Source organism: Sphingomonas radiodurans, assembly GCF_020866845.1.
Classification (GTDB): domain Bacteria; phylum Pseudomonadota; class Alphaproteobacteria; order Sphingomonadales; family Sphingomonadaceae; genus Sphingomonas; species Sphingomonas radiodurans.
This window is the reverse complement of sequence record NZ_CP086594.1, coordinates 3,051,110-3,073,487: the sequence shown is the minus strand read 5'-3', so window position 1 is coordinate 3,073,487 and position 22,378 is coordinate 3,051,110. Positions and strand designations below refer to the sequence as shown.

At 65.3% G+C, this 22,378-nt stretch carries 23 protein-coding genes and 2 pseudogenes; 10 read left to right on the top strand and 15 right to left on the bottom strand.

Annotation, left to right across the window (positions count from 1 at the left end):
* Nucleotides 1-14: 14 nt before the first annotated feature.
* Together LLW23_RS14410 and LLW23_RS14405 are read right to left on the bottom strand one after the other, a co-directional pair.
* The gene (locus LLW23_RS14410; protein ID WP_228946187.1) at nt 15-1,844 is read right to left on the bottom strand and encodes a M2 family metallopeptidase; all 1,830 of its coding nucleotides are present in this window, start codon (nt 1,842-1,844) and stop codon (nt 15-17) included.
* Nucleotides 1,845-1,899: 55 nt separating this feature from the next.
* Nucleotides 1,900-2,661 (bottom strand): alpha/beta fold hydrolase, encoded by a 762-nt coding sequence (locus LLW23_RS14405; protein ID WP_228946186.1) that lies wholly within the window; start codon nt 2,659-2,661, stop codon nt 1,900-1,902.
* A gap of 174 nt (nt 2,662-2,835) precedes the next feature.
* On the opposite strand from LLW23_RS14405, the gene LLW23_RS14400 reads away from it, so the two are divergent.
* From LLW23_RS14400 to LLW23_RS14390, 3 genes are read left to right on the top strand one after another with little or no spacing between them, the layout of a single operon-like run.
* Nucleotides 2,836-3,297, top strand: a complete 462-nt coding sequence (locus LLW23_RS14400; RefSeq protein ID WP_228946185.1) for a MarR family winged helix-turn-helix transcriptional regulator — start codon at nt 2,836-2,838, stop codon at nt 3,295-3,297.
* The gene (locus LLW23_RS14395; protein WP_228946184.1) at nt 3,290-4,369 is read left to right on the top strand and encodes an HlyD family secretion protein; all 1,080 of its coding nucleotides are present in this window, start codon (nt 3,290-3,292) and stop codon (nt 4,367-4,369) included. Before LLW23_RS14400 ends, LLW23_RS14395 begins: the two co-directional genes overlap by 8 nt.
* Before the next feature lies 1 nt (nt 4,370).
* Nucleotides 4,371-5,948, top strand: a complete 1,578-nt coding sequence (locus LLW23_RS14390; protein ID WP_228946183.1) for a DHA2 family efflux MFS transporter permease subunit — start codon at nt 4,371-4,373, stop codon at nt 5,946-5,948.
* Between the two features lies 1 nt (nt 5,949).
* Here LLW23_RS14390 and LLW23_RS14385 read toward each other — a convergent pair whose 3' ends face one another.
* From LLW23_RS14385 to LLW23_RS14375, 4 genes are all read right to left on the bottom strand, one after another.
* Nucleotides 5,950-6,369 carry a type II toxin-antitoxin system VapC family toxin gene (locus LLW23_RS14385; RefSeq protein ID WP_228946182.1) on the bottom strand — a complete coding sequence of 140 codons (420 nt, stop codon included), beginning with the start codon at nt 6,367-6,369 and terminating at the stop codon, nt 5,950-5,952.
* Nucleotides 6,366-6,608 carry a FitA-like ribbon-helix-helix domain-containing protein gene (locus LLW23_RS17705; RefSeq protein WP_408641972.1) on the bottom strand — a complete coding sequence of 81 codons (243 nt, stop codon included), beginning with the start codon at nt 6,606-6,608 and terminating at the stop codon, nt 6,366-6,368. Before LLW23_RS17705 ends, LLW23_RS14385 begins: the two co-directional genes overlap by 4 nt.
* Nucleotides 6,609-6,639: 31 nt before the next feature.
* A complete protein-coding gene (locus LLW23_RS14380) occupies nt 6,640-7,668 on the bottom strand; it encodes an aspartate-semialdehyde dehydrogenase (RefSeq protein ID WP_228946181.1) in 1,029 nt (342 codons plus the stop codon).
* Between the two features lie 64 nt (nt 7,669-7,732).
* On the bottom strand, nt 7,733-9,961 hold the full coding sequence (locus LLW23_RS14375) for a S9 family peptidase (protein ID WP_228946180.1): 2,229 nt from the start codon (nt 9,959-9,961) through the stop codon (nt 7,733-7,735).
* Nucleotides 9,962-10,068: 107 nt separating this feature from the next.
* On the opposite strand from LLW23_RS14375, the gene LLW23_RS14370 reads away from it, so the two are divergent.
* Nucleotides 10,069-11,100, top strand: coding sequence for a potassium channel family protein (locus tag LLW23_RS14370; RefSeq protein WP_228946179.1), 1,032 nt, complete (start codon nt 10,069-10,071; stop codon nt 11,098-11,100).
* 110 nt (nt 11,101-11,210) lie between these two features.
* On the opposite strand, the gene rplS is transcribed toward LLW23_RS14370, so the two are convergent.
* From rplS to LLW23_RS14350, 4 genes and pseudogenes are all read right to left on the bottom strand, one after another.
* Complete coding sequence (gene rplS, locus LLW23_RS14365; RefSeq protein WP_228946178.1) at nt 11,211-11,603, bottom strand: 50S ribosomal protein L19; 393 nt, start codon at nt 11,601-11,603, stop codon at nt 11,211-11,213.
* A pseudogene (gene trmD, locus LLW23_RS14360) lies at nt 11,600-12,333 on the bottom strand (tRNA (guanosine(37)-N1)-methyltransferase TrmD). Before trmD ends, rplS begins: the two are co-directional and overlap by 4 nt.
* Complete coding sequence (locus LLW23_RS14355) at nt 12,330-13,838, bottom strand: serine hydrolase domain-containing protein (RefSeq protein ID WP_228946176.1); 1,509 nt, start codon at nt 13,836-13,838, stop codon at nt 12,330-12,332. The pseudogene trmD and the gene LLW23_RS14355 overlap by 4 nt, the downstream one beginning before the upstream one ends.
* Nucleotides 13,839-13,889: 51 nt before the next feature.
* Nucleotides 13,890-14,210: a hypothetical protein gene (locus tag LLW23_RS14350; RefSeq protein WP_228946175.1), complete on the bottom strand. Its 321-nt coding sequence runs from the start codon at nt 14,208-14,210 to the stop codon at nt 13,890-13,892.
* 56 nt (nt 14,211-14,266) lie between these two features.
* Here LLW23_RS14350 and LLW23_RS14345 point away from each other — a divergent pair, with 56 nt between their 5' ends.
* Nucleotides 14,267-15,172, top strand: a complete 906-nt coding sequence (locus LLW23_RS14345; protein WP_228946174.1) for an NAD(P)/FAD-dependent oxidoreductase — start codon at nt 14,267-14,269, stop codon at nt 15,170-15,172.
* A 21-nt stretch (nt 15,173-15,193) separates the two neighbouring features.
* Here the strand turns inward: LLW23_RS14345 and rimM are convergent, their stop codons facing one another.
* From rimM to ffh, 4 genes are all read right to left on the bottom strand, one after another.
* Nucleotides 15,194-15,640, bottom strand: a complete 447-nt coding sequence (gene rimM / locus LLW23_RS14340) for a ribosome maturation factor RimM (protein WP_228946173.1) — start codon at nt 15,638-15,640, stop codon at nt 15,194-15,196.
* Between the two features lie 10 nt (nt 15,641-15,650).
* Nucleotides 15,651-15,788, bottom strand: coding sequence for a hypothetical protein (locus LLW23_RS14335; RefSeq protein ID WP_228946172.1), 138 nt, complete (start codon nt 15,786-15,788; stop codon nt 15,651-15,653).
* A 61-nt stretch (nt 15,789-15,849) separates the two neighbouring features.
* On the bottom strand, nt 15,850-16,281 hold the full coding sequence (rpsP, locus tag LLW23_RS14330; RefSeq protein WP_228946171.1) for a 30S ribosomal protein S16: 432 nt from the start codon (nt 16,279-16,281) through the stop codon (nt 15,850-15,852).
* Between the two features lie 33 nt (nt 16,282-16,314).
* A complete protein-coding gene (ffh, locus tag LLW23_RS14325; RefSeq protein ID WP_228946170.1) occupies nt 16,315-17,835 on the bottom strand; it encodes a signal recognition particle protein in 1,521 nt (506 codons plus the stop codon).
* Nucleotides 17,836-18,051: 216 nt separating this feature from the next.
* Between ffh and LLW23_RS14320 the strand changes: the two genes are divergently transcribed.
* Nucleotides 18,052-19,662 carry a putative bifunctional diguanylate cyclase/phosphodiesterase gene (locus LLW23_RS14320; RefSeq protein WP_228946169.1) on the top strand — a complete coding sequence of 537 codons (1,611 nt, stop codon included), beginning with the start codon at nt 18,052-18,054 and terminating at the stop codon, nt 19,660-19,662.
* Between the two features lie 51 nt (nt 19,663-19,713).
* On the opposite strand, the pseudogene LLW23_RS14315 reads toward LLW23_RS14320, so the two are convergent.
* A pseudogene (locus LLW23_RS14315) lies at nt 19,714-21,221 on the bottom strand (YifB family Mg chelatase-like AAA ATPase).
* A 99-nt stretch (nt 21,222-21,320) separates the two neighbouring features.
* Between LLW23_RS14315 and LLW23_RS14310 the strand changes: the two are divergent.
* From LLW23_RS14310 to yidD, 4 genes are all read left to right on the top strand, one after another.
* Nucleotides 21,321-21,608 (top strand): hypothetical protein, encoded by a 288-nt coding sequence (locus LLW23_RS14310; RefSeq protein ID WP_228946168.1) that lies wholly within the window; start codon nt 21,321-21,323, stop codon nt 21,606-21,608.
* 86 nt (nt 21,609-21,694) lie between these two features.
* Nucleotides 21,695-21,829 carry a 50S ribosomal protein L34 gene (gene rpmH / locus LLW23_RS14305; RefSeq protein ID WP_228946167.1) on the top strand — a complete coding sequence of 45 codons (135 nt, stop codon included), beginning with the start codon at nt 21,695-21,697 and terminating at the stop codon, nt 21,827-21,829.
* A 29-nt stretch (nt 21,830-21,858) separates the two neighbouring features.
* Nucleotides 21,859-22,155, top strand: coding sequence for a ribonuclease P protein component (gene rnpA, locus LLW23_RS14300; RefSeq protein ID WP_228946166.1), 297 nt, complete (start codon nt 21,859-21,861; stop codon nt 22,153-22,155).
* Nucleotides 22,152-22,364, top strand: a complete 213-nt coding sequence (gene yidD, locus LLW23_RS14295; RefSeq protein ID WP_228946165.1) for a membrane protein insertion efficiency factor YidD — start codon at nt 22,152-22,154, stop codon at nt 22,362-22,364. The genes rnpA and yidD overlap by 4 nt, the downstream gene beginning before the upstream one ends.
* Nucleotides 22,365-22,378 lie beyond the last annotated feature (14 nt).

Genomic DNA, 22,378 nt, shown 5'->3' with positions numbered 1-22,378 from the left:
GACGCCGTGTGGCGTCACCAGCCGCTGGGCTTGCCCTTGTTCTGCTGGTCGAGCCAAGTCTTGAGCGGCGCAAAATAGGCAACCATCGCCTTGCCCGACATCTCGCGCGTGCCGGTGAACGCCTGCAGCGCGTCGGGCCAAGGCTTAGACTGGCCCATCTTCAGCATGGCATCGAGCTTCGCGCCGACCGCCTTGTCGCCATAGAACGAGCAGCGATGGAGTGGGCCCTTCCAGCCGGCCTGCTTGCACGCCGCCTCGTAGAACTGGAACTGCAGCAGGCGCGCAAGGAAGTAGCGCGTGTACGGCGTCGAGGCGGGGACGTGATACTTCGCGCCGGGATCGAACTTGGTCTCGTTACGCGCGACCGGCGGCGTGATGCCCTGATATTGCAGGCGAAGCTTGTCCCAACCGGCCTGCATCTGGCCTTCCGGCACCTCGCCCGAGAACACTTGCCAGCGCCATTTGTCGACCAGCAGCCCGAACGGCAGGAACGCAACCTTGTCCATTGCCTGGCGCAGAAGCAGCCCAATATCCTTGTCGGCCGACGGCACCTTGGCCGGATCGAGCAGATTGATCTTCACCAGATAGTCGGGCGTGATCGACAGCGCGACAAAATCGCCGATCGCTTCGTGGAAGCCGTCGTTCGCGCCGTTCTTGTAGAGATACGGCTGCTGATTGTACGCGCGTTGGTAGTAATTGTGGCCGAGTTCGTGATGAATGGTGACGAAATCGTCGGCGTTCACCTTGGTGCACATCTTGATGCGGATATCGTCGACATTGTCGACGTCCCACGCGCTGGCGTGGCAGATCACTTCGCGGTCCGCCGGCTTCACGATCTGCGAGCGCTGCCAGAAGGTTTCGGGGAGCGGCGCAAAGCCGAGCGAGGAATAGAAGCCCTCACCCGTCTTCACCATCTTCACCGGATCGTACTGCTTGGCCTTGAGCAGATCGCCGATGTCGTAGCCGAGATCGCCGGCGCCGGCGGGCGCGACGACGTCGTAGATGTTGCCCCATTCCTGCGCCCACATGTTGCCGAGCAGATCGGCGCGGATCGGGCCGGTCTTGGCCTGTACCGCGTCGCCGTACTTCTCGTTGAGCTTGGCGCGGACATAGGTGTGGAGCGCCTTGTAGAGCGGTTCGACCTCGCCCCAGAGCTTGTCGGTGAGCGCGGCGAACTCATCGGGCTTCATGTCGTAGCCCGAACGCCACAGCGCCCCGGTATCCTTGTAGCCGAGGCCGACCGCGCCTTCGTTGGCGAGCTTCGTCATCTTGGCGTAATCGGCGCGCATCGGCGCGCCGACATTGTCGTGCCAACTGACCCACATCTCCTTGAGCTTCGCCGGATCACGCGAATCGCCCATCGCGGCCTCGATGTCCGAGCCGTTGATCGGCTTGCCGTCGAGCGTGCCGCGGCCCTTGCCATAGGCCGAGGACATCTGCGTGGTGAGCGTCGAGAGCTCCTCCGCCGCGCCGGGGCGGCTGGGCGCGGGCAAGGTGATGCCGCTCGCCAGGATCATCAGCTTGCGCTGCGTGTCGGGCGAGAGACCGGGAAGCGAGCGGTACTTCGCGGCTTCGGTCGCAAGCGCCACCTGCCGCTCGGTGAAGCGGCCGCCGGCCTTGGCGGCGAGCGCGTCGGTATCATCGGTGATGTAGGTCGCGTTGACCCAGCTGATCTGCGCCAGCTCGACGCTGGTGGCGGCGAATTCCTTGTCGGCCGCGGCGACAAACGCGTCGGCCTGAGCCGCGGTGACGGGCGCGGTCGCGGCGGGTGCCTGTTGCGCCGCGGCGGGATGCGCGGCGAGCGCCGCCGCAAGTGCGGCGAGCGAGATGATCTGGCGGTTCATGGAACGTCCTCGGTGTATCGTTATGGCGACTCACTGGAACCGCGGGCAGGATGGGTCAACCCGCCAGGAAGTCTGCGATCGCCTGGCCGAGTTCAGGCTTCGTCACTGAGCTCATGTGGCCGCCCGGCACCTCCGCCAGGCGTCCGTTCGGCAGCAGTTCGGCCAGATCGGCGGCCGAACCGTTGTCGAAATCCTCGACACCGTTCACCACCACGGCCGGCTGCGTGAACCCTGTCACCGTCTCCCGAGGGGTGGAGACGAACGTGTCGATGATGCCGAGCAGCGCGATCGGATCGCCGCCTGTCGTCTTGAGAAACGCCTCCGCCATCCATGCGGGGCTACCGCGCTCGTGCTGGCCCAGATTGTTGAGGATGTGGCGGAAGTGATCGGCGCGACGTTCCGCGCCCACAAGCCCTTCGAGGCCCATGCCGGAGAAGACGATCTTCGTCGGCGTCGCGCCAGTCGCCAGCATCCGCGCGACGGTGCGCGCGCCGAGCGAATAGCCACCGAGATCATAATCGGTCAGGCCGAGGTGCGCGATCAGCGCGTGGCCATCGTTGGTGAGCGCGTCGGGTGGGTAAGCCGTGGCGTCGTGGGGCTTGTCGCTCTGCCCATGAGCACGCAGGTCCGGCATGATGACGCGGAAGCCCTTGGCGGCGATTGCGGCGGCGTGGCCAAAGCGAATCCAGTTGGTCTGCGCGTCGGAGAAATAGCCGTGGATCAGGACGACCGGCCGCCCCTGCCCAAGTTCGTGCCAAGCGAGGCTCGTGCCGTCGAAGTTGGCAAAACGGTGCGTCTCAGTCGGGTAGTTTGTCACAGGAGTTGATCCGTCGCCTAACCAGGAGCGGTGTGCCCTGCGGTCGTATCCGGGTCCGGCCAACCACGTCCAGCCATCCAGTGCGCTTTGCGCGTTACGCACCCGCATGCTTGAATGCAAAGAGCGCAACCTGCTGGACTTCAATTCATAAGCCAGCTTATTATATGCGCTGCCATGGCAGACACATTCGGATTTTTGCTGAGCGACACGGCGCGGTTGCTGGCGCGTCGCTTCGACGAGCGGGCACGGCAGCATGGCGCGACGCGAGCGCAGTGGAAGGCATTGCTCCACATCAGTCGGCAGGAGGGGATCAACCAGGGTGGCCTGGCGGATATGCTCGATGTCGAGCCAATCACCCTGTGTCGCATGATCGACCGGATGGAGGACAGCGGCCTGGTCGAACGTCGGCGTGACCCGCGCGATCGGCGCGCCTGGCAATTGTTTCTGACCGAAAAGGCGCACCCGGTGCTCGAAGAGATGCGCTCGACGGCGGGGGAGCTGATGGGACAAGCGCTGCGCGATGTTTCCGCTGCACAGGTCGATCAAATCACCGAGACGCTGAACCGGATCCGCGAGAATTTGCTCGATCCGATCGATACCGTTCCTGCAAAATCCGGGGAGGCCGCGCATGGCTGACGCCGATCCCGCGCGTGATCCTGTCGCTGAGCGTGACATAACGATTCCGCCTGCCGCTCCGGCCGAGGTGCCGTCGCGGCGGCGTTGGCCGCGGCTGGTGCTGTTGCTTGGGTTGCCGCTGATGATCGCGGCGGCCGGCGCGTACTTCTATTTTACCTCGGGCCGCTACATCTCGACCGACAACGCGTATGTCCAGCAGGACGTGATTTCAGTTAGCCCGGATGTGTCGGGGCGGATCGTGGCAGTCAACGTGCGCGAGAACCAGCGGGTGAAGGCCGGTGACGTGCTGTTCCGGATCGACCCGGAGCCTTACCGAATCGCATTGGCGCAGGCGGATGCTGATCTCGCCACCGCACGCGTTCAGGTCGCGACGATGGCGACGGACACCGGCAGCGCAGCCGCCGACATTCAGAGCGCGCGGGCCGACCTGACGCTCGCGCAGGCAACTTATGAGCGGCAGAATGCGCTGATGCAGCGCGGCTTCACCACGCGCGCCAGCTTTGATGCCGCAGTTCAGGACGTCGCCGCCGCGCGCGCCAAGATCGCAACCGCACAGGCCGCGGCGGCGCGTGCGCGACAGCAGCTCGGCTCGGGCGGCGGCTCTGGCCAGCCCGCCGCGATCCAGGTTGCGCTTGCCAAGCGCGAGCGGGCAGCATTCGACCTTGCCCGCGCGACGGTGCGTGCGCCGAAGGACGGCATCATCAGCCAGACGAGCCGATTGCAGATCGGCAATATCACGCCATCGGGCGTTCCGGCACTTAGCCTCGTCGTCAGCAACGAGACGTGGGTCGAGGCGAACTTCAAGGAGACCGATCTCAACCACATGCGTGTCGGCCAGCCCGCCGAACTGTCGTTCGACGCATATCCCGACATGATCGTGCGCGGGCGCGTGCAATCGATCGGCGCAGGCACGGGCAGCGAATTCTCGGTGCTGCCGGCGCAGAATGCCAACGGAAATTGGGTGAAGGTGACGCAGCGCGTGCCGGTGCGCATCGCCATCGAGGGCAATCCACCGCGCGCGATGATCGCGGGGCTATCGACCGACGTGAAGATCGACACGGGCGCGCGCTGAGATGGCGTCGCGCGCCGCTACACCGCGGCCGATCCCAGGGGCACCTGCCGCGGAACTGGCGGGCAAGCCGTTACTCGCCACCAACAATCGCGCGCTGCTGACGGTCGGCATCATGGGTGCGATGATCATGCAGATCCTCGACACCACGATCGCCAATGTCGCGCTGCCGCACATGCAGACGAGCCTTAGCGCCACGACCGATACGGTCACCTGGGTGCTGACGAGCTACATCGTCGCGACCGCCATCGCGCTGCCGGCGACCGGCTGGCTTTCCGATCGGTTCGGCAGCCGCAACCTGTTTCTGATTGCGGTCGGCGGCTTCATCATTGCGTCGATGCTGTGCGGCATCGCGACCAGCCTGGAGGAGATGGTGGTCTTCCGCGTCTTCCAAGGCGTGTTCGCCGCCTTCATCAACCCGCTGTCGCAGACCTCGATGCTCGACATCAACCCGCCCGAACGCGCCGCGAAGGCGATGAGCGTCTGGGGCATGGGCGTGATGGTGGGACCGATCATGGGGCCAGTGATCGGCGGCTGGCTGACCGAAAGCTACAATTGGCGCTGGGTGTTCTATGTCAACGTGCCGGTCGGGATCGCGACATTTGCAATCTTGTGGTTCCTGCTGCCGAGCCGGCCCAAGGCAAAGCGATCGTTCGATTTTGCGGGTTTCGTCTATCTCGGCGTCGCGGTCGCGTCGTTCCAGTTGATGCTGGATCGCGGGCAGAGCGAGGATTGGTTCGAGAGTTGGGAAGTGATCGTCGAGGCGCTGCTGGCGCTGGCTTTCGCCTGGATGGCGGTAATCCACTTCCTCACGGCGAAGAAGCCGCTGTTCGATCGCGCGCTGTTCCGCAATCGCAATCTCGTTACCGGGCTGTTCTTCATGCTCGTGGTCGGCATCTCGACCATGGCCCCGATGGCGTTGCTGCCGCCGATGCTGCAGCAACTGTTCGGTTATCCGGTGGTCGATACCGGGCTGATGATGGCGCCGCGCGGCGTCGGCGTGCTCTTCACGATGTGGCTGGCGGGGCAGCTGATGGGTAAGGTCGATACACGGCTGGTGATCATGGCGGGGCTAACGATCTTCGGCATCTCACTGCGGCAGATGGCCAGCTACTCGCTTGAAATGGATTTTTGGCCGGTGGTGACCTCCGGCTTCATCCAGGGGCTGGGCATGGGGCTGGTGTTCATGCCGCTCAATGCCCTCGCCTTCGCGACGCTCGACGGCCGCTATCGCACTGACGGCGCGAGCCTGCTGAACCTGTTCCGCTCGATCGGGCAATCGGCCGGCATCTCAATGGTCACAGTGCTGCTCGCCCGCAACATCCAGACCAGCCACGCGGACCTGGCGCAGCATGTGACACGCAACGTGATGCCGGGCTTCGATCTCGGCGCGCTGGGCGGCTTCGGCACCTTGTCCGACGCAGCGATGTCGATGGTCGATGGAATGGTGAACAAGCAGGCGGCGATGATCGCCTATATCGACGATTTCTATCTGATGAGCTGGATCTCGTTCGCCGCGATCCCGCTGGTACTACTGTTGCAGAAGCCAAGGGGGAAGGTCGAGGTGGTGCACAGCGAATAGCTCACAACGCCCTATTTTGCCGCCACTCCACTAGCAGCGAGGCAAAGCGCGACTTCGTACAACGTGCCGCAAATCGGTCGTCCGCCGTCGCAAGATTCAAATCGCGTGCCTGGGCCAGCGCGAGATAGTAGCAGTCGTATATCGGATGTCCGAGTTCGACCGCGATCGCGAACGCGGACGGTGTCAGTTCGGCCAGCTCGACCCATTCGAAGATGAACGCATCGATGGAAGCAAGCGCCGACTCCGCACCGGCGGCGGTAATCTCCTTGCTCACCACTTTTTTCCACAAAGCGTTGCCTACCTCCGATCGCAGCAGCGATGGCGCGACGAGATCGCTTATGCTCGCGAATGCGATGGCGGCATCGCTGTCGATCTCCTCGACGAACCATTTGAAGGCCAAACTTGCGTCGATTACGATCAACGATCGCGATCCTCTCGGATGAGTCTCCAACCCTCGATCGAACCTACTTGATTGCGTGTGTGTTCGCGTAAAGACTGCGATAGCGCGATCAACTCAGTAGGGGATAGTCGCTTGCGCGGTCGATTTGCCGCCAACGCTTCGCGCAGTTCCGCTTCTAGCGACCGACCGTGACCGGCTGCAGCGCGCTTGTAGTCTGCGATGAGTGCGTCATCGAGGTTGCGAATGAGTACCTGGCCCATCCGCAACTGATATCATTTCGCTATCAACGCCTCAACCGTCCTTTTGCAGATGACGCCGCCCAAGCAGTTCCGCGATCTGCACCGCGTTCAGCGCGGCACCCTTGCGGAGGTTATCGCTCACACACCAGAGCGACAGCCCGTTCTCTACCGTTGGGTCTTCGCGTACGCGGCTGATGAAGGTGGCGAATTCGCCGACGCATTCGATCGGGGTGATGTATCCACCGTCCTCGCGCTTATCGATCAGCATCACGCCGGGCGCCTCGCGCAGGATGTTCTGCGCCTGCTCGGCCGAGATCTCGTCCTCGAATTCGATGTTGATCGCTTCGGAGTGGCCGACGAAGACGGGAACTCGGACGCAGGTCGCGCTGATCTTGATCTTGGGATCGAGGATCTTCTTGGTCTCGACGACCATCTTCCATTCTTCCTTCGTCGAGCCGTCATCGAGGAATTCATCGATGTGCGGGATGACGTTGAAGGCGATCTGCTTGGTGAACTTCGTCACTTCGACCGGATCGGCCACGAAGATCGCGCGGCTCTGCTGGAACAGCTCGTCCATGCCGTCCTTGCCGGCGCCCGATACCGATTGATACGTCGCGACGACGACGCGCTTGATCCGTGCGACGTCGTGCAGCGGCTTCAGCGCGACGACCATCTGCGCGGTCGAGCAATTCGGGTTCGCGATGATGTTGCGCGCACGATAACCGTCGATCGCCTCGGGGTTCACCTCGGGCACGATCAGCGGCACGTCGGGGTCCATGCGGTAGAGCGACGAATTGTCGATCACGATGCAGCCCGCAGCGGCGAACTTCGGCGCATAGACCTTGGTCGCGGCGCTGCCGATCGCGAACAGCGCAAAATCCCAGCCGGTCGGATCGAAATGCTCGATGTTCTGGACCTTGAGCTTCCGGTCCGTATCGCCGTACGCGACCTGCTCGCCGACCGAACGCGACGACGCCAGCAGCGCGATCTCGTCGGCAGGGAATTCGCGTTCGGCGAGGATGTTGACCATCTCGCGCCCGACATTGCCCGTCGCGCCTGCGACCACCACCCGGTAACCCATCACTCACGTCCTTCATTCGATCGCGCGCGCCTTACGTCGGTGCTGCACGTTTCGCCAACAAGCTTTACTTGCGCGCGGGCTTCTTCACGTGGTGATCGAGGAAGTCGAGCATCGTTGTCCACGCATGGATATCCCGCACCGCGCCGTGGGCCTTGCCGGGATACAGCATCATCTCGAACGGCTTGTTCGCCGCCTGCATCCGTGCGGCGAAGGCAGTGGTGTTGTCGAGGAAGACATTGTCGTCCGCCATGCCGTGCATGATGAGCAGCGGATCGCTGATCATGGGAGCATCGGGCAATGCGCTTGACGCCGTGTAGGCCGCCGCGTCGCGCGTCGGATCGCCCATGTAACGCTCGGTATAATGCGTGTCGTACAGTGCCCAGTCGGTGACCGGCGCGCCCGAGATGCCTGCGGCGAACACGCCCGGATGCGCCTCGATCATCTTCAACGTCATATAGCCGCCGTACGACCAGCCGTAGGTCGCAATCGCGTTCGGATCGACGAACGGTAGCGTCTTGAGGTACGCCGCGCCCGCAAGCTGATCGTCGACTTCGACCGAGCCCATTGCGTGCCAGATCGCATCCTCGAACACCTTGCCGCGATTGGCCGAACCGCGATTGTCGATCTGGAAGACGATCCAGCCCTGCTGCACGAGGAACTGGCGCAGCGGCATGTTGCCGGGCCAGTCGCGCGCGACTTCCTGGCTGTGCGGGCCGCCGTAGTGCATGAAGAACACCGGGTAGCGTTTGCCCTTCTCAAGCACCGGCGTGATCATCTGCCAATGGAGCGGCGTGCCGTCCGCCGCCTTAATCGTACCGAACTGCGTCGGGCGGTGCGCCGGCAGGAACGGCGCGTAGGGATGATCGCTGGCGACGGCGTTCTCGTTCACCCAGGCGATCCGCTTGCCTGTAGCGTCAGCGAGATAGATCTGCTTCGGCTGGCGAGGGTTCGAGCGCGAGATGATGAAGCGCGTCCCCTGCCCGTCCGCCGACGCGCCGGCCAGCCACCAGCCGGGCTCGGTCAGCTGCGTGATTGCGTCGGGCCTGGCGAGGTCAAGCGCGTAGAGATGGCGTTCCAGCACGCCGTCGCGATTGCCGGTGAAGAACAGCCGGCCGGCCTTCTCGTCGATCGCGACCAGTGACTCGACCGACCAATCGCCCTTGGTAAGCTGTGTCCAGCTGCCCGCGTTCCAGCGGTACAGATGGCCGAAGCCGTCGCGCTCGGAGCGCCAGATCAGGCTGCCGTCGGCAAGCACGCGGTATGCATCGGTGAGGTTGACCCAGCTTTTCGCGCCGGCCTGTTCGGTGAACATGACCGTCGCCTTGCCGGTCGCCGGATCGACGAGGAGCATGTCGAGCGTGCGCTGGTCACGCGACTGGCGCTGGACGAGCAAAGCCGAGCCGTCCGGCAGCCAGTCGACGCGCGCTAGATAGATGTCGCGGTTAGGCCCGAGATCAACCTGTACCTTGCCCGAGCCGTCGGGGGCCATGATGAAGAGGTCGACGAGCACGTTGGGCGTGCCGGCGGCGGGATAGCGCTGCTGGTAGATGCTGGTGCCGCTCGCGCCGATCGAGGCGCGGGTGAAAATGCGGACCGGTGCTTCGTCGAAACGCTCGACGGCGATGCGCTTATCGTCGGGGGACCACCAATAGCCGGTGCGGCGCGCCATTTCCTCCTGCGCGACGAACTCCGCCTCGCCGACATGCACCGTACCACCGCCGTCCGACGTGATCGCGCGCGCCTCGCCCGTCGCCGGGCCGACCCAGAGGTTCTGGTCGCGCACTAAGCTGACATGGCCGCCGCGCGGGGAAACGACCGGGTTCAGTGCGCCTTTCGTGCCCGCGAGTTTGCGGACAGTGCCGTCGAGCGCAGCGACAAACAGCTCGCCGTCGATCGGGACGAGGATCGACTTGCCGTCGGGCGCCCAGTCATAATCGAGGATGCCGGTCTTGCCGGTTTTCGAGCGGTCGCGCTCGCGCTGCATCTTCTCGGCTTCGGACAGTTCCTCGCCGCTGCCGACCTTGCGCGAATCGACCAGCATTTGCGAAATGCCGGTGCGCGTGTCCATCGCCCACAGGTCAAAGCGAGCGCGTTCGTCCTCGCGCGGGCGGACCGAGGTCAGCAGCGTGCCGTCGGGCGATAGGCGCAGCGCTTGCGGCTGATCGCCGGCGAGATCGGGGCTGGCGAAAACGCGCTCGAGCGTCAGCGGTGCAGCAGCCGCCTTGGGCTCAGCCACGGCGCTGTTCGCCAACAGCGAAAGCCCCACTCCGATCGACGCCATCCATACCCGCATCCACTCTTCCCGGCTGATTGATCGAACGGGGTTAGCGGGATGGGCAGTGAAGCGCAAAGTCACCCTTTGGTTGGATCATTGCGCGCAAATCATCGTAGAGGGAGAAGATGCGCCGCCCTTCGCACTCGCTCCAGGACCTTCACCTTCGCCGACGCAGCGGTCTGCCCATCTGGGCCAGCCTCGTGCTGCGCATCGTTCTGGCGGTCGGGCTGATCGGCATCGCGCTTGGCGGACACTGGATCGACCGCGATGGGCTGCGCGACAATGTCGACGGGCACATCAGTTTCACCGACGTGCTGTATTTCACCATGATCACCGTCACGACGGTAGGCTATGGCGATATCATCCCAGTGACCGACGGGGCGCGGATGTTCGACACATTCGTCGTTACGCCGATCCGATTGTTCGTGTGGCTGATCTTCTTGGGGACGGCGTATGATTTCCTTTTCAAACGGACGTGGCAGCGGTGGCGCATGGCAGTGATCCAGCGACAGTTGCGCGGGCACGTCGTGATCGCGGGCTATGGCAGCAGCGGCGACGAGGCACTGCGCGAGCTCGTCCGACGCAACGTTGATCCCGCGAGCATCGTCGTGGTCGATCGCGACGAGCAAGCGCTGGCACATGCCGAGGAGTGCGGCGCAACGATCCTCGAAGGCGATGCGACCCGCGACGTGACCCTGCAGGCGGCGCGGATCGACCAGGCCGCGACGCTGATGGCGTCTGCCGGGCGCGACGATACGACGATCCTGATCGTGCTTACTGCGCGGCGACTATCTGAGCGGGTGCGGATCAGCGCGGTGATCCGCTCCGACGACAACGAGGCGCTCGCCCGGCAAGCTGGCGCGGACGTGGTGATCAACCCCGCGCGGTTCGCCGGGCTGTTGCTGGCGGGATCGACCGACGGGCCGAACGTGGCGGATTATCTCACCGACCTCGCGGCGGTGCGTGGGCGGGTCGCGCTACGCGAACGCGACGCCACGCCGACGGACGTGGGGCGCCCCTTGCGTGGCCTGACGACCGGGCTCGGCGTGCGATTGTTCCGCCACGGCGTGTGCATCGGCTTCGACCAGCCCGAGGCGGAGCGCGTAGAGACGGGGGACCGGATCGTAGAAATCGTGCGGGGGGACGCACTGACTTGATTGCTTGGGATCCAAGCACACAGCGCGACCTCAGCTACCGGCCGGACTCACACATGAAAAAGGGCGCCGGCGGTGTACGCCGACGCCCTTTTCTGATCGACGATCGCCGCTTACTCGGCAGCGGTAGCCGTTGGCTTCGGGCGATTATCACGACGCTCGGCGATACGTGCCGACTTGCCGGTGCGGCCGCGCAGGTAATACAGCTTCGCACGACGGACGGCGCCCTTGCGGACCACCTCGATCGAATCGATGTTCGGCGAATACAGCGGGAAGACGCGCTCGACGCCCTCGCCGAACGAAATCTTGCGCACGGTGAACGACGAACCCATGCCGCGGTTCGCGCGGGCGATGCACACGCCCTCGTAGTTCTGGACGCGGGTGCGCTCGCCTTCCACGACCTTCACGCCAACCTTCAGCGTATCGCCGGGGCGGAATTCTGGGTGCTTCTTGTTCGCGGTCAGCTTCGCGATCTGCTCGGCTTCGAGCTGCTGGATCAGATTCATGTCTTCATTCCCGTTCGTCGCCGCGCGCCAGAGGGCGACCGGCCCGAGCGCCGACGTGGCGCTCCCATAGGTCCGGCCGCCTTAGCCGTGTATCATCCTCCGCCCGGCGCTGGCGCCAAGCGGCGATCTTCGCATGATCCCCCGATCGCAGCACTTCGGGGATCGTGCGCCCTTCCCATTCAGCAGGTCGGGTATAATGCGGATATTCGAGGAGGCCGCTTTCGTAGCTCTCTTCATCCCCACTTGAAGCGGCGCCCATTACGCCGGGAAGCAGCCGAACGCAAGCGTCGAGCAGCACCAGCGCAGCGGTTTCGCCGCCCGACAGGACATAATCGCCAATCGTTACTTGATCGATCGCACGCGCGTCAAACAGACGCTCATCAAACCCCTCGAACCGGCCGCACAGGATGATCGCGCCGGGGCCGGTCGCGAGATCGCGGACCCGGGCCTGGGTGAGCGGCACACCGCGCGGGGTCATCGCGAGCACGGGCCTGCCCTGCCCTTGCGCATCGAGCGCGGACGCCAGGATGTCGGCGCGCAGCACCATGCCCGCGCCGCCGCCTGCCGGCGTATCATCGACGGTGCGGTGGCGATCAGTGGCGAAGTCACGGATGTTGACCGCGTCGAGCGACCAACGCCCGTCCGCGAGCGCGCGGCCCGCGATGGCATGGCCGAGCGGGCCGGGGAACATCTCGGGGTAGAGCGTCAGGACGGTGGCGGCGAACGTCACGGTTTGGCGAGTTCGAAGCTTAGCACCTGAAGGCTGAGCGCCGGCGTGGGCGCGCGCTGGACGCGGCCGCTCACGCTTCCGATGGCGCAGGACCAGGTGAACGTGCCTTCCATTGCAGAGATGGGCTTGATCGGGGTGCCGGTCTGACAGGTGCCGACCTGCCGCTTGAGATCGGCGATGTCCTCGCGGCGTCGGGCGAGATCGCGGTCGAGCACGACATTGTTGGCGAGCGGCGCGCGGGCCGGATCGCCGGCGCTCCAGACAGCACGCGCGATGTCGTAGGCGCGGGAGAGATCGGGTGACACGGGCACCGCGCGGATCGGCGCCAAGCCCGCGGTGCGGAGCGCCAGGAGCGCTTCCGCGACCGGCTGGCGTGGGCCGGCATAAGTGCGGTTGGCGAAAGCGAACACGCCGACGCCGGCATCGGGCAGCATCATCACGATCGAACCATAGCCGGGATAGCCGCCGCTGTGCGTGACGATCCGGCCGAGGTCGCAATCCTCGACCACCGACCAGCCCATCGCATAAGCGACAGGCGTGCGGCAAAGCGCACCGCTAGGTCCGGGGCGTTCCTGAACCTGGAGGAAGTTCGACCCCTCGACGATTTCGCGCACCGTAGAACGCTTCACCGGGCCAGTTTCAGCATCGTCACGCGCGGGCCAGGCGGAGAGGAGGAAGGCGACCCAGCGCCAATAGTCGTTCGCGCTCGTCTGCACACCGCCCATCGCGCCGAACGCGCCATCGGCCATGTCCGGCTCGCGCACCCAGGCGTTGTCCTGCCAGCGATAGCCGAGCGCGCGAATATCCTGCGGGCCGTTCAGCACATCATAGCCGGTCGTCGCCATGCCGAGCGGCGCCATGATGTTGCGGGTGATATAGTCTTGGTAACGTACGCCGGAGACGTTGCCGACGATCCTGCCGAGCGTCGCATAGCCGAAATTGGAATATTCCATCCGCAGCCCCGGCGCCTGCGCGAACGGAACGCCGGCCTTGAGCATCGCGGTGAAGCCGGCATCCGACAGCGGCTGTTGCCGATCACCCCAGGGATTGTCCTCGACATAGCCCGCGGTGTGATGAAGCAGATCGGCGACGCGGACGCGCGGGCTGTCCGTGGTCGGATATTTCCACGCGCGCATCTCGGGGACGTAGCGATCGGCCGGCGCAGCGAGCGACAGGCGATCCTCGTCGCGCAGCTTCAGGATGGCGAGCGCGGTGAACGCCTTCGACATCGAAGCGATACGGAAACGGCTGTCCGCAGTGACGGGGCGCTTCGCTACGATGTCCTGCACGCCGAGCCCGCGGACCAGCACGAGCTTGCCGTCTTTCACCACGCCATAGACCAGGCCGGGCACGTTCGCGCGCTTCATCCATGAATCGAAATAGCCGGTGAGTTGCGGCTCGAGCGCTTCGACTGCCGGGGGTGCAGACTGCGCAGCGGGCGCGGCTTGCGCAAGGACGGCTGTTGGCGTGGCGAGCAATAGGGCAGCGGTCACGGCACGGATCATCGACGGGTTCCCCTTCGGCTCTTGGCAGCGATACCGCGCGGCCGGAGAGCGTCAACCGCCGCGGAAACGTCCTACTGCCACCACGGCTGTCGGCACGCCGACGATGACGCTCGCGACCAGGCCGTAGAACCAGAACACCACCACAGCGAAAATCGCCATACCGAAGCTGCCACGGTGATCCTGCGGTGTCAGCTTCGCGATTTCCCCCGCGATCACTACCGCCGCAAAAAGCCCGCTTAAGACAGGAAAGCTCGCTACCGCGAACATGATCTGGCTGCTCGACGAGCCGGTGGGGTTCCGCCTAACGATGAACCATGCGGCGAGAGCCGTCACGCCGCTAATTGCCAGAACGGTTCCGATCAGCCAGCCCATTGTCGCACCCTCTTCTTTTCTTGGAACCACCTCGCCGACGGAGCGCTCCAAACCTCATGCACGATTGCATCATCATCGGGAGCGGCCCGGCCGGGCTGACAGCGGCCATTTACCTCGCGCGGTATCACCTGGATATCGCCTTGATCGACAACGGATCGAGCCGCGCGGCGCTTATCCCGTGTACGCACAACCATGCCGGTTATCCGGGCGGGATCAACGGGCGCGACTTGCTCGAGCGGATGTACACCCAAGCTAAGTCGTTTGGCGTGTCGCGCCAGACGGCGACGGTGACCGCGATCGAACCGGTGGGTGATACGTTCATCGTGCGGATGGGCGATGCGGTCGCCGAGGCGCGTACGGTCCTACTCGCGACCGGCGTGGTGAACCATCGGCCGAAGATGGACGACGCGTTGCATGATCGCGCACTTGAGCAGGGCGCGTTGCGCTATTGCCCGGTCTGCGACGGTTATGAAGTGACCGACAAGCGCGTTGGCGTGATTGGGACGGGGGACCATGGGATGCGCGAAGCGATGTTCCTGCGTGGCTTTACGCAGGACGTAACGCTGATCGCACCCGACGCTGAGCATATGCTCGACGAGAGTTGTGCCAAGGCACTCGACGACGCGGGCGTGGAACGTGTCGATGGACCGTGCGGGGGCTATGCGATCGAAGATGGCGGTCTAGCGTTTGATACCGCGCATGGGCGGATGGTGTTCGACAGCGTCTATCCGGCGCTCGGATCGACGATCCGCTCCGAACTGGCGCTCGCGGCGGGCGCGCGTGGCACCGACGAAGGGTGTCTCGTCACCGACGAGCATCAGCGGACGACACTGCCGGGACTTTTTGCCGCGGGCGACGTGGTGAAGGGACTCGACCAGATTAGCCATGCGATGGGTCAGGCCGGGGTTGCAGCAACGACTATTCGGAACGAACTCAACACCCGGCATCCATTGCGGCGCTGATCGGTCAGACGGTTAGGCACATTACTCCGCCGCGAACGCCGCCGTCACGATCAGCCGCTCGGCATTCCACTCCGGCACTGCTTCCTCGCTCATCGGCACCATGAAGCGCTTGCCCGTCGCGCGCTCGATCTCGATCACGTCGCCAGCACCAAAATTTTCCACGGCGACGACCGTTCCGAGAGCTTCACCCGCGGAGGACATCGCAGCTAGACCGATCAGGTCGGCGTGATAATATTCGCCATCGGCTAGTGGCGGCAGTGCATCACGCGGCACCGTCAGTTGAGTGCCGCGCAACGCTTCGGCCGCCGTACGATCGGTGACTTCGGCGAACCGCGCGATGTTGCCACGCAGTGATTTCACCGTCAGCGCGCCGTCGTTGAACGACGCATAGGATGCCACATCGTCGGCGAACAGCTTCAGCTTCACTTCGCCGCCGATGCCGTGCGCGCCGGCAACCGCCGCCAGCACGACGCGCGGCTCATCCGCCGGGCGAACCGTCGGCCCCGTCGGGGAGGTCGTCGGCGCCCTCGGCGGGCTCGGGGGCGGAGACGCCTTCGTTGCTGGCGGGCGCTTCTTCGTCATCGTTGGCCGTCCGGGGATCGGGATCCTGAGTCATGGCGTGCTCCTTCGATCAAGCAACGCGCCATGACGGGATCGGATGCGCCTTCCGCGGATGCCTACTCGGCGGTCGCTTCCTCGGCAGCCGCTTCGGCCGGCTCTGCCTCGGGCGCCGAACCGGCGTTCGCTGCCTCAGCCTTAGCCTCTTCCTCGGCCTTCAGCTTCTCGGCGCGCTCTTCGGCACGCTCCTTGGCCTTCTCGCCCGGCTCGGCCTTCTTCGGGTTGTTGCGCGCCGGACGCTCGAGAACGCCGGCGACATCGAGGAAGCGCGCGACACGATCGGTCGGCTGCGCGCCATTGCTCAGCCAATGCTTGGCGCGCTCGGCGTCGAGCACGATGCGCTTCTCGTCATCCTTGGCGAGCAGCGGATTGTAGTTGCCGATCTTCTCGATGAACTTGCCATCACGCGGGCTGCGCGCGTCCGCAACGACGATACGGTAGTACGGACGCTTCTTCGAACCGCCACGGGACAGGCGAATGCTCAGTGCCATTGTAATCTATTCCTTCTAGGTATCTGAAAAGGTTTACTTCTTGAACTTCGGAAAACCGGGTGGGAGGCTGCCGCCGCCCATTCCGCCCAGGCCGTTCGGCAGACCGGGAAGCCCGCCGCCGGCCTTGCCCAGCATCTCGCCGAGCTCGGGGCCGCCCAAGGCGTTGCCGAGGCCGCCCATGCCGCCCCCCGGCCCGCCCTTGCCGAGCATCGCCAGCATTCCCTTGATCCCGCCCATCTTGCGGATCTTTTTCATGGCCGAGGCCATTTCCTGATGCATCTTCAGCAACTTGTTCACGTCCTGCACGGTCGTGCCGCTGCCCTTGGCGATGCGGATCTTGCGCTTAGCGTTGATCACCTCGGGCTTGGAGCGTTCCTTCTGAGTCATCGACGTGATCATCGCGTCCATGCGCAGCAGGATGCGCTCGTCGACGGCGCCCGACGCCATCGCCTGTTGCGCCTTCTTCATGCCCGGCATCATGCCGGCCAGCGCGCCTAGCCCGCCCATGCGGCGCATCTGCGCCAGCTGGCTTCGCAGGTCGTCGAGGTCGAACTGGCCCTTTGCCAGCTTCGTTGCCATCTTCTCGGCGTCTTCCTGCTGGATCGACTCCGCTGCCTTTTCGACGAGGCTGACTACATCGCCCATGCCGAGGATGCGGCCGGCGACCCGCTCGGCGTGGAACGCTTCGAGCGCGTCCATCTTTTCGCCGACACCGGCGAACTTGATCGGCTTGCCAGTGACGGCGCGCATCGACAGCGCCGCGCCACCGCGCGCGTCGCCGTCCAAGCGGGTCAGCACGACGCCGGTAAGCGGCACCTGATCGGAGAAGTTCTGCGCGACGTTGACCGCGTCCTGACCGGTCAGGCTGTCAACGACGAGCAGGATTTCCTGCGGACGGGCGATGTCCGCTACGGCCTTCATCTCGTCCATCAGCGCCTGATCGACGTGTAGCCGACCGGCGGTGTCGAGCATCAGCACGTCGAAGCCCTGCAGCTTCGCCGCCTGCATTGCGCGCCGCGCGATATCGACCGGTTGCTGGCCGACGATGATCGGCAACGTTTGGACCTCGACCTGCGTGCCGAGCGTGGCAAGCTGTTCCTGCGCGTTCGGGCGATTGACGTCGAGCGACGCCATCAGCACCTTCTTGCGATCCCGGCCCATCTGACCGGCCGACAGCCGCTTGGCGATCTTGGCGGTCGTGGTCGTCTTTCCCGAGCCCTGCAGGCCGACCATCATGATGATCGCCGGCGGCGTGACACCGAGATCGAGCTCAGCCGCTTGCGGATCGTCGCCGCCGAGCATCTCGATCAGCGCGTCATGGACGATCTTGACGACCTGCTGCCCTGGCGTGATCGAGCGAAGGACGTTCTGGCCGATCGCCTTTTCGGTCGCGTCATCAACGAACTTGCGCGCTACGGGCAGCGCTACATCGGCCTCGAGCAATGCGACCCGCACTTCGCGCATCGCCTGGCGCACGTCCGCTTCGGTCAGCGCGCCACGACCGCGCAAGCGGTCGAACACGCCGCCAAGACGATCGCTCAGGCTGTCGAACATTGCGTCATAACTCCATATTCCCGCGCCAAACGCAAAAGCGCCGGCGGGCGAAACCTCGCCGGCCAGCGGGCACCACATGGGCGCTTGTCTTCAGCGTTCAACAAACGGAACGTGGATACGTGATAGCCGAACCAGCCCAAACAGGCAAGTCGCAGCGAATTAACACCTTCTACATGAAACTGCTGCCAAAACGGCTAAGCAACATAGGACCAAGCCATGGTGGAGCTGACGCCACGCGCCGCCGGCGCGCCGGCCGCCGAACTCGGGAGTACGACCCGGATCGTGACCGCCGCCGCGATCGCGCTGTTCGTCCTGCTCGGCGGCAGCGCGCTCGACATCTTGCTGCGCCGATGGCTCGGCGCGAACGACCCGCTCGATCCGATGCTGGTGATCGCGCTGCTGCTCAATGTCGCGCTGATCCTGATCGGGTGGCGTCGGCATAATGCGCTGGTCCAGGCTCTCGGCAATCATGAAGCAGCGAGCGAGCGGCTGCGGTTGCTTTCGAGCTGTGATCCGCTGACTGGGTTTCTCAACCGCCGCAGCCTCGTCGAAGAAGGATCGGCAATGCTGCACGAGGCTACGCGGCGCGGCCGCGCGGTGGCGCTCGTAATGCTTGGGCTCGATCGCTTCAAGACGGTCAACGACCTGTACGGCCACGCTGCCGGCGATGCGCTGCTGGCACGAGTCGGGCGGGAAATTGCGGAGATCCTGCCACCGGTGGCGCTGGTCGCGCGGCTCGGCGGCGATGAATTTGCGTGCGCCTTCGTCTTCGACCCGCGCGAGCCGGCAATGGTACAGCGGATCGCCGAGCAACTCGTCAGCCGGCTCGCTCAGGCGATCGAGATCGACGGGCAGCAAATCCACATCTCCGCCTCGGTCGGGATCGCGCGCTCCGATGTCGAACGCGGTTCGATCGACGCGCTGATGCGCGCGGCGGACATTGCAATGTACGCCGCCAAGGAAGCCGGACGAAACCGCTCCGCCTGGTTCGATCCGGCGATGGCGCGGGCGCTTCACGCGCGCAACGAATTGGAGAACGGGCTGCGGGGCGCAATCCCGGCGGGCCATATCGTGCCGTACTTCGAACAACAGATCGATCTGGCCAGCGGCCGTCTTTACGGCTTCGAGGTGCTCGCGCGGTGGGAGCATCCGGTTCACGGCACGATCGGTCCCGACCGCTTCATCCCAATCGCCGAGCAGAGTGGGCTGATCGCCGATTTGTCGATGGCGGTGATGCGGCAGGCGTTCCTGGCGGCGCGCGATTGGGATCCAGCGCTGACGATCTCGGTGAACATCTCGCCGTGGCAGTTTCGCGACGCGTGGCTGCCGCAGAAGATCATCAAGCTGTTGCTGGAGACGGGCTTTCCCGCACATCGGCTGGAAATCGAGATCACCGAGAGCGCGCTGTTCGACAATCTGTCGCTGGCGCAGTCGATCGTCGGCAGCCTGAAGAACCAGGGCATCCGCATCGCGCTCGACGATTTCGGCACGGGCTACTCAAGCCTCGCGCACCTGCGCGCGCTGCCGTTCGATCGGATCAAGATCGACCGCAGCTTCGTCCAGGCGATCGCCGACCATGCCGACAGTGCGGCGATCGTCAGCGCGATTGCTAGCCTGGGCGCGAGCCTGAACCTGCCGGTGACGGCGGAAGGGATCGAGGATGCCGAGATCGAGGCGCGATTGCGCGCGCTCGGTTGTGCGCGGGGGCAAGGCTATCATTACGGGCGGCCGATGAGCGGCGCGAACACGCGGCGGATGCTGGCAGAGCGGCGAATGCTGGCGACAGGCGCTGGGGCTGTCGATCTGGGGCAGCGGCGGGCGGGGTGAACCCAATCCTTCCCAAGCGGAGCTTGGGGAGGATTTAGAAAGATCGGAAGGTCAGTTCCGCGGGGGCTGGCGGCGGTAGCTTAGGGCTTCGGCGATGTGGATGCGGCCGACTTCGGCTTGCCCCGCCATGTCGGCGATCGTTCGAGCGACGCGCAGAATGCGGGTGTAGCCGCGCGCCGAGAGCCGCATCGCCTCGGCGGCCCGAGCAAGCAACGCGCGCCCAGAGTCGTCGGGGGTGGCGAACGCTTCCAGAAGTTCCCCTCGGCTTCCGCGTTGGTGCGGATCGGATGGTCGCGATAGCGATCGGCCTGCACCCCGCGCACGGCAGCGACGCGTGCGGAAACTTCGTCCGATCCTTCCGTGGGCGGCGGCAACATCAGGTCGGCGGCGCTCACGGGCTGCACCTCGACGTGAAGATCGATGCGGTCGAGCAGCGGCCCGGACACCTTCGCTTGGTAATCCGCGGCGCATTTGGGCGCGCGGGCGCACGCCAGTCCGGCGTCGCCCAGATAGCCGCAGCGACATGGGTTCATTGCGGCAACGAGCTGAACGCGGGCGGGAAAGGTAACGTGGGCATTGGCCCGCGCGACGCTGACGCTGCCGGATTCGAGCGGCTGGCGCAGCGAATCGAGCACTGCGCGCTGGAACTCGGGCAGCTCGTCGAGGAACAGCACGCCGAGATGCGCGAGGCTGACTTCGCCAGGCTTGACCTTCAACCCGCCGCCGGTGAGCGCCGCCATCGATGCCGAGTGGTGCGGGGCGCGGAATGGGCGCGTGCGCGTCAACCGCCCGCCTTCGAGCGTACCGGCGACCGACTGGACCATCGAGACCTCGAGCGCCTCGCTGGCGTCGAGCGGTGGCAGGATGCCGGGCAGGCAGGAGGCCATCAGCGACTTGCCCGACCCGGGTGGACCGACCATCAGCAGATTGTGGCCGCCGGACGCGGCGATCTCGAGCGCGCGCTTGGCGGTCTCTTGGCCGCGCACCTGCTTGAGATCGGGGCCCTTCCCGGCCGGCAGCACCTCGCCAGCAGCCGGTGCGCCGAGCAGACCGTGGCCCTTCAGATGATTGATGAGCGACAGGAGGTCAGGCGCTGCGACCACCTCAATCGAGCCACTCCATGCGGCTTCGGAGCCTTGGGCCGCTGGGCAGATCAGCCCTTTGCCCATTTCAGCGGCATGCAGCGCGGCGAGCAGCACGCCGGGCGACGGTGCGATCCGGCCGTCGAGCGTCAGCTCGCCGACGATAACGTAATCGGCCAGCGCCTCTGCGTCCACAAGGCCCATCGCGGCGAGCAGGCAAAGCGCGACGGGCAGATCGAAGTGCGATCCTTCCTTGGGCAAATCGGCCGGCGACAGGTTCACCGCGATCCGCTTCGGCGGCAGCGCGAGGCCCATCGCGGCGATTGCGCCGCGCACGCGTTCGCGGCTCTCGCCAACCGCCTTGTCGCCGAGCCCGACGAGATTGAACGCGGGCAGCCCCGGAATGAGCTGCACCTGTACCTCGACGCCACGCGCCTCCAGCCCGAGATACGCCACCGTCGAGACGATCGCCGCCATGCACCCCCCAGAGCCCCGTTCCCTTCCCGTTCATACCGGCTTTGCCACCGCTGCAAACCTTCCATTCACCGTCTTGTGTTTGCAACACACCGGAGCCACATGGCCGCCATGCAAGATCGCCATCCCGTTTTGCGGTATCTTCAACTAGCGCTCGGCGGGCTGCTGTTGCTGGGTGCGGCGGTGATGGGGCCTTTACCGGGGCCGGGCGGGATCTTCCTGTTCGCGGGCGGTATGGTGTTGATCCTACGCAATTCGCGCTGGGCGCAGGTGCGTTGGGCGCGACTGAAGCGACGCTGGCCACGGATCGGCGGCTTGGTCGATCGCGCGATGCGGCGGCGTAGCGCGCTGAGGCGTCGCGCGCGCGACCGCGTCTTGGGCTCGCGTTGACTTGGAAGCGGCCTTCGCCTATGCGCCGCTCCATTCGGGCCGTCCTGCGTGGCGGCCCTCTTGTATTTCAGATTCGGGAATGAGCGATGAAGCGGACCTTTCAGCCGAGCAACCTGGTGCGCGCGCGCCGTCACGGCTTCCGCGCACGGATGGCGACGGTCGGCGGCCGCACGGTGATCCGTCTGCGCCGTGCGCGCGGCCGCAAGAAGCTGTCGGCCTAATCAAGACGATTACGCGCCGCCGGGATTTCTTGGCGGCGAATGCCGGGCGCCGGGCGCCGATGCCGGGCTTCGTGCTGCTGGTGCGCCCGCGTGACGACGGCGATGCGACGATCCGGATCGGCTACACCGTCACCAAGAAGATCGGCAACTCGGTGGTACGCAACCGCATGAAGCGGCGGTTGCGGGCGCTGGCGCGCGAGTTGCTGCCGACGCAGGGCGTGGCGGGTGCGGATCACGTGCTGATCGGCCGCAACGGCGGGATCGAACGCGATTTCGACAGCTTGCGGCGTGAGCTGGGCAAGGCGCTTGGCAAGGTCGCGCGGTGATCGCCCGGTTGCTGATCCTGCTGGCGCGCGGGTGGCAATTGGGGCCGTCGCTGATCTTGCCACCGTCGTGTCGGTATCAGCCGAGCTGTTCCGCCTATGCAATCGAGGCGCTTCACCGCTATGGCGCCGCGCGGGGCAGTTGGCTCGCAGCGAAGCGGATCGCACGCTGCGGCCCGTGGGGCGGTCACGGCTATGATCCGGTCCCATGAAAGAGCTGGGCCGT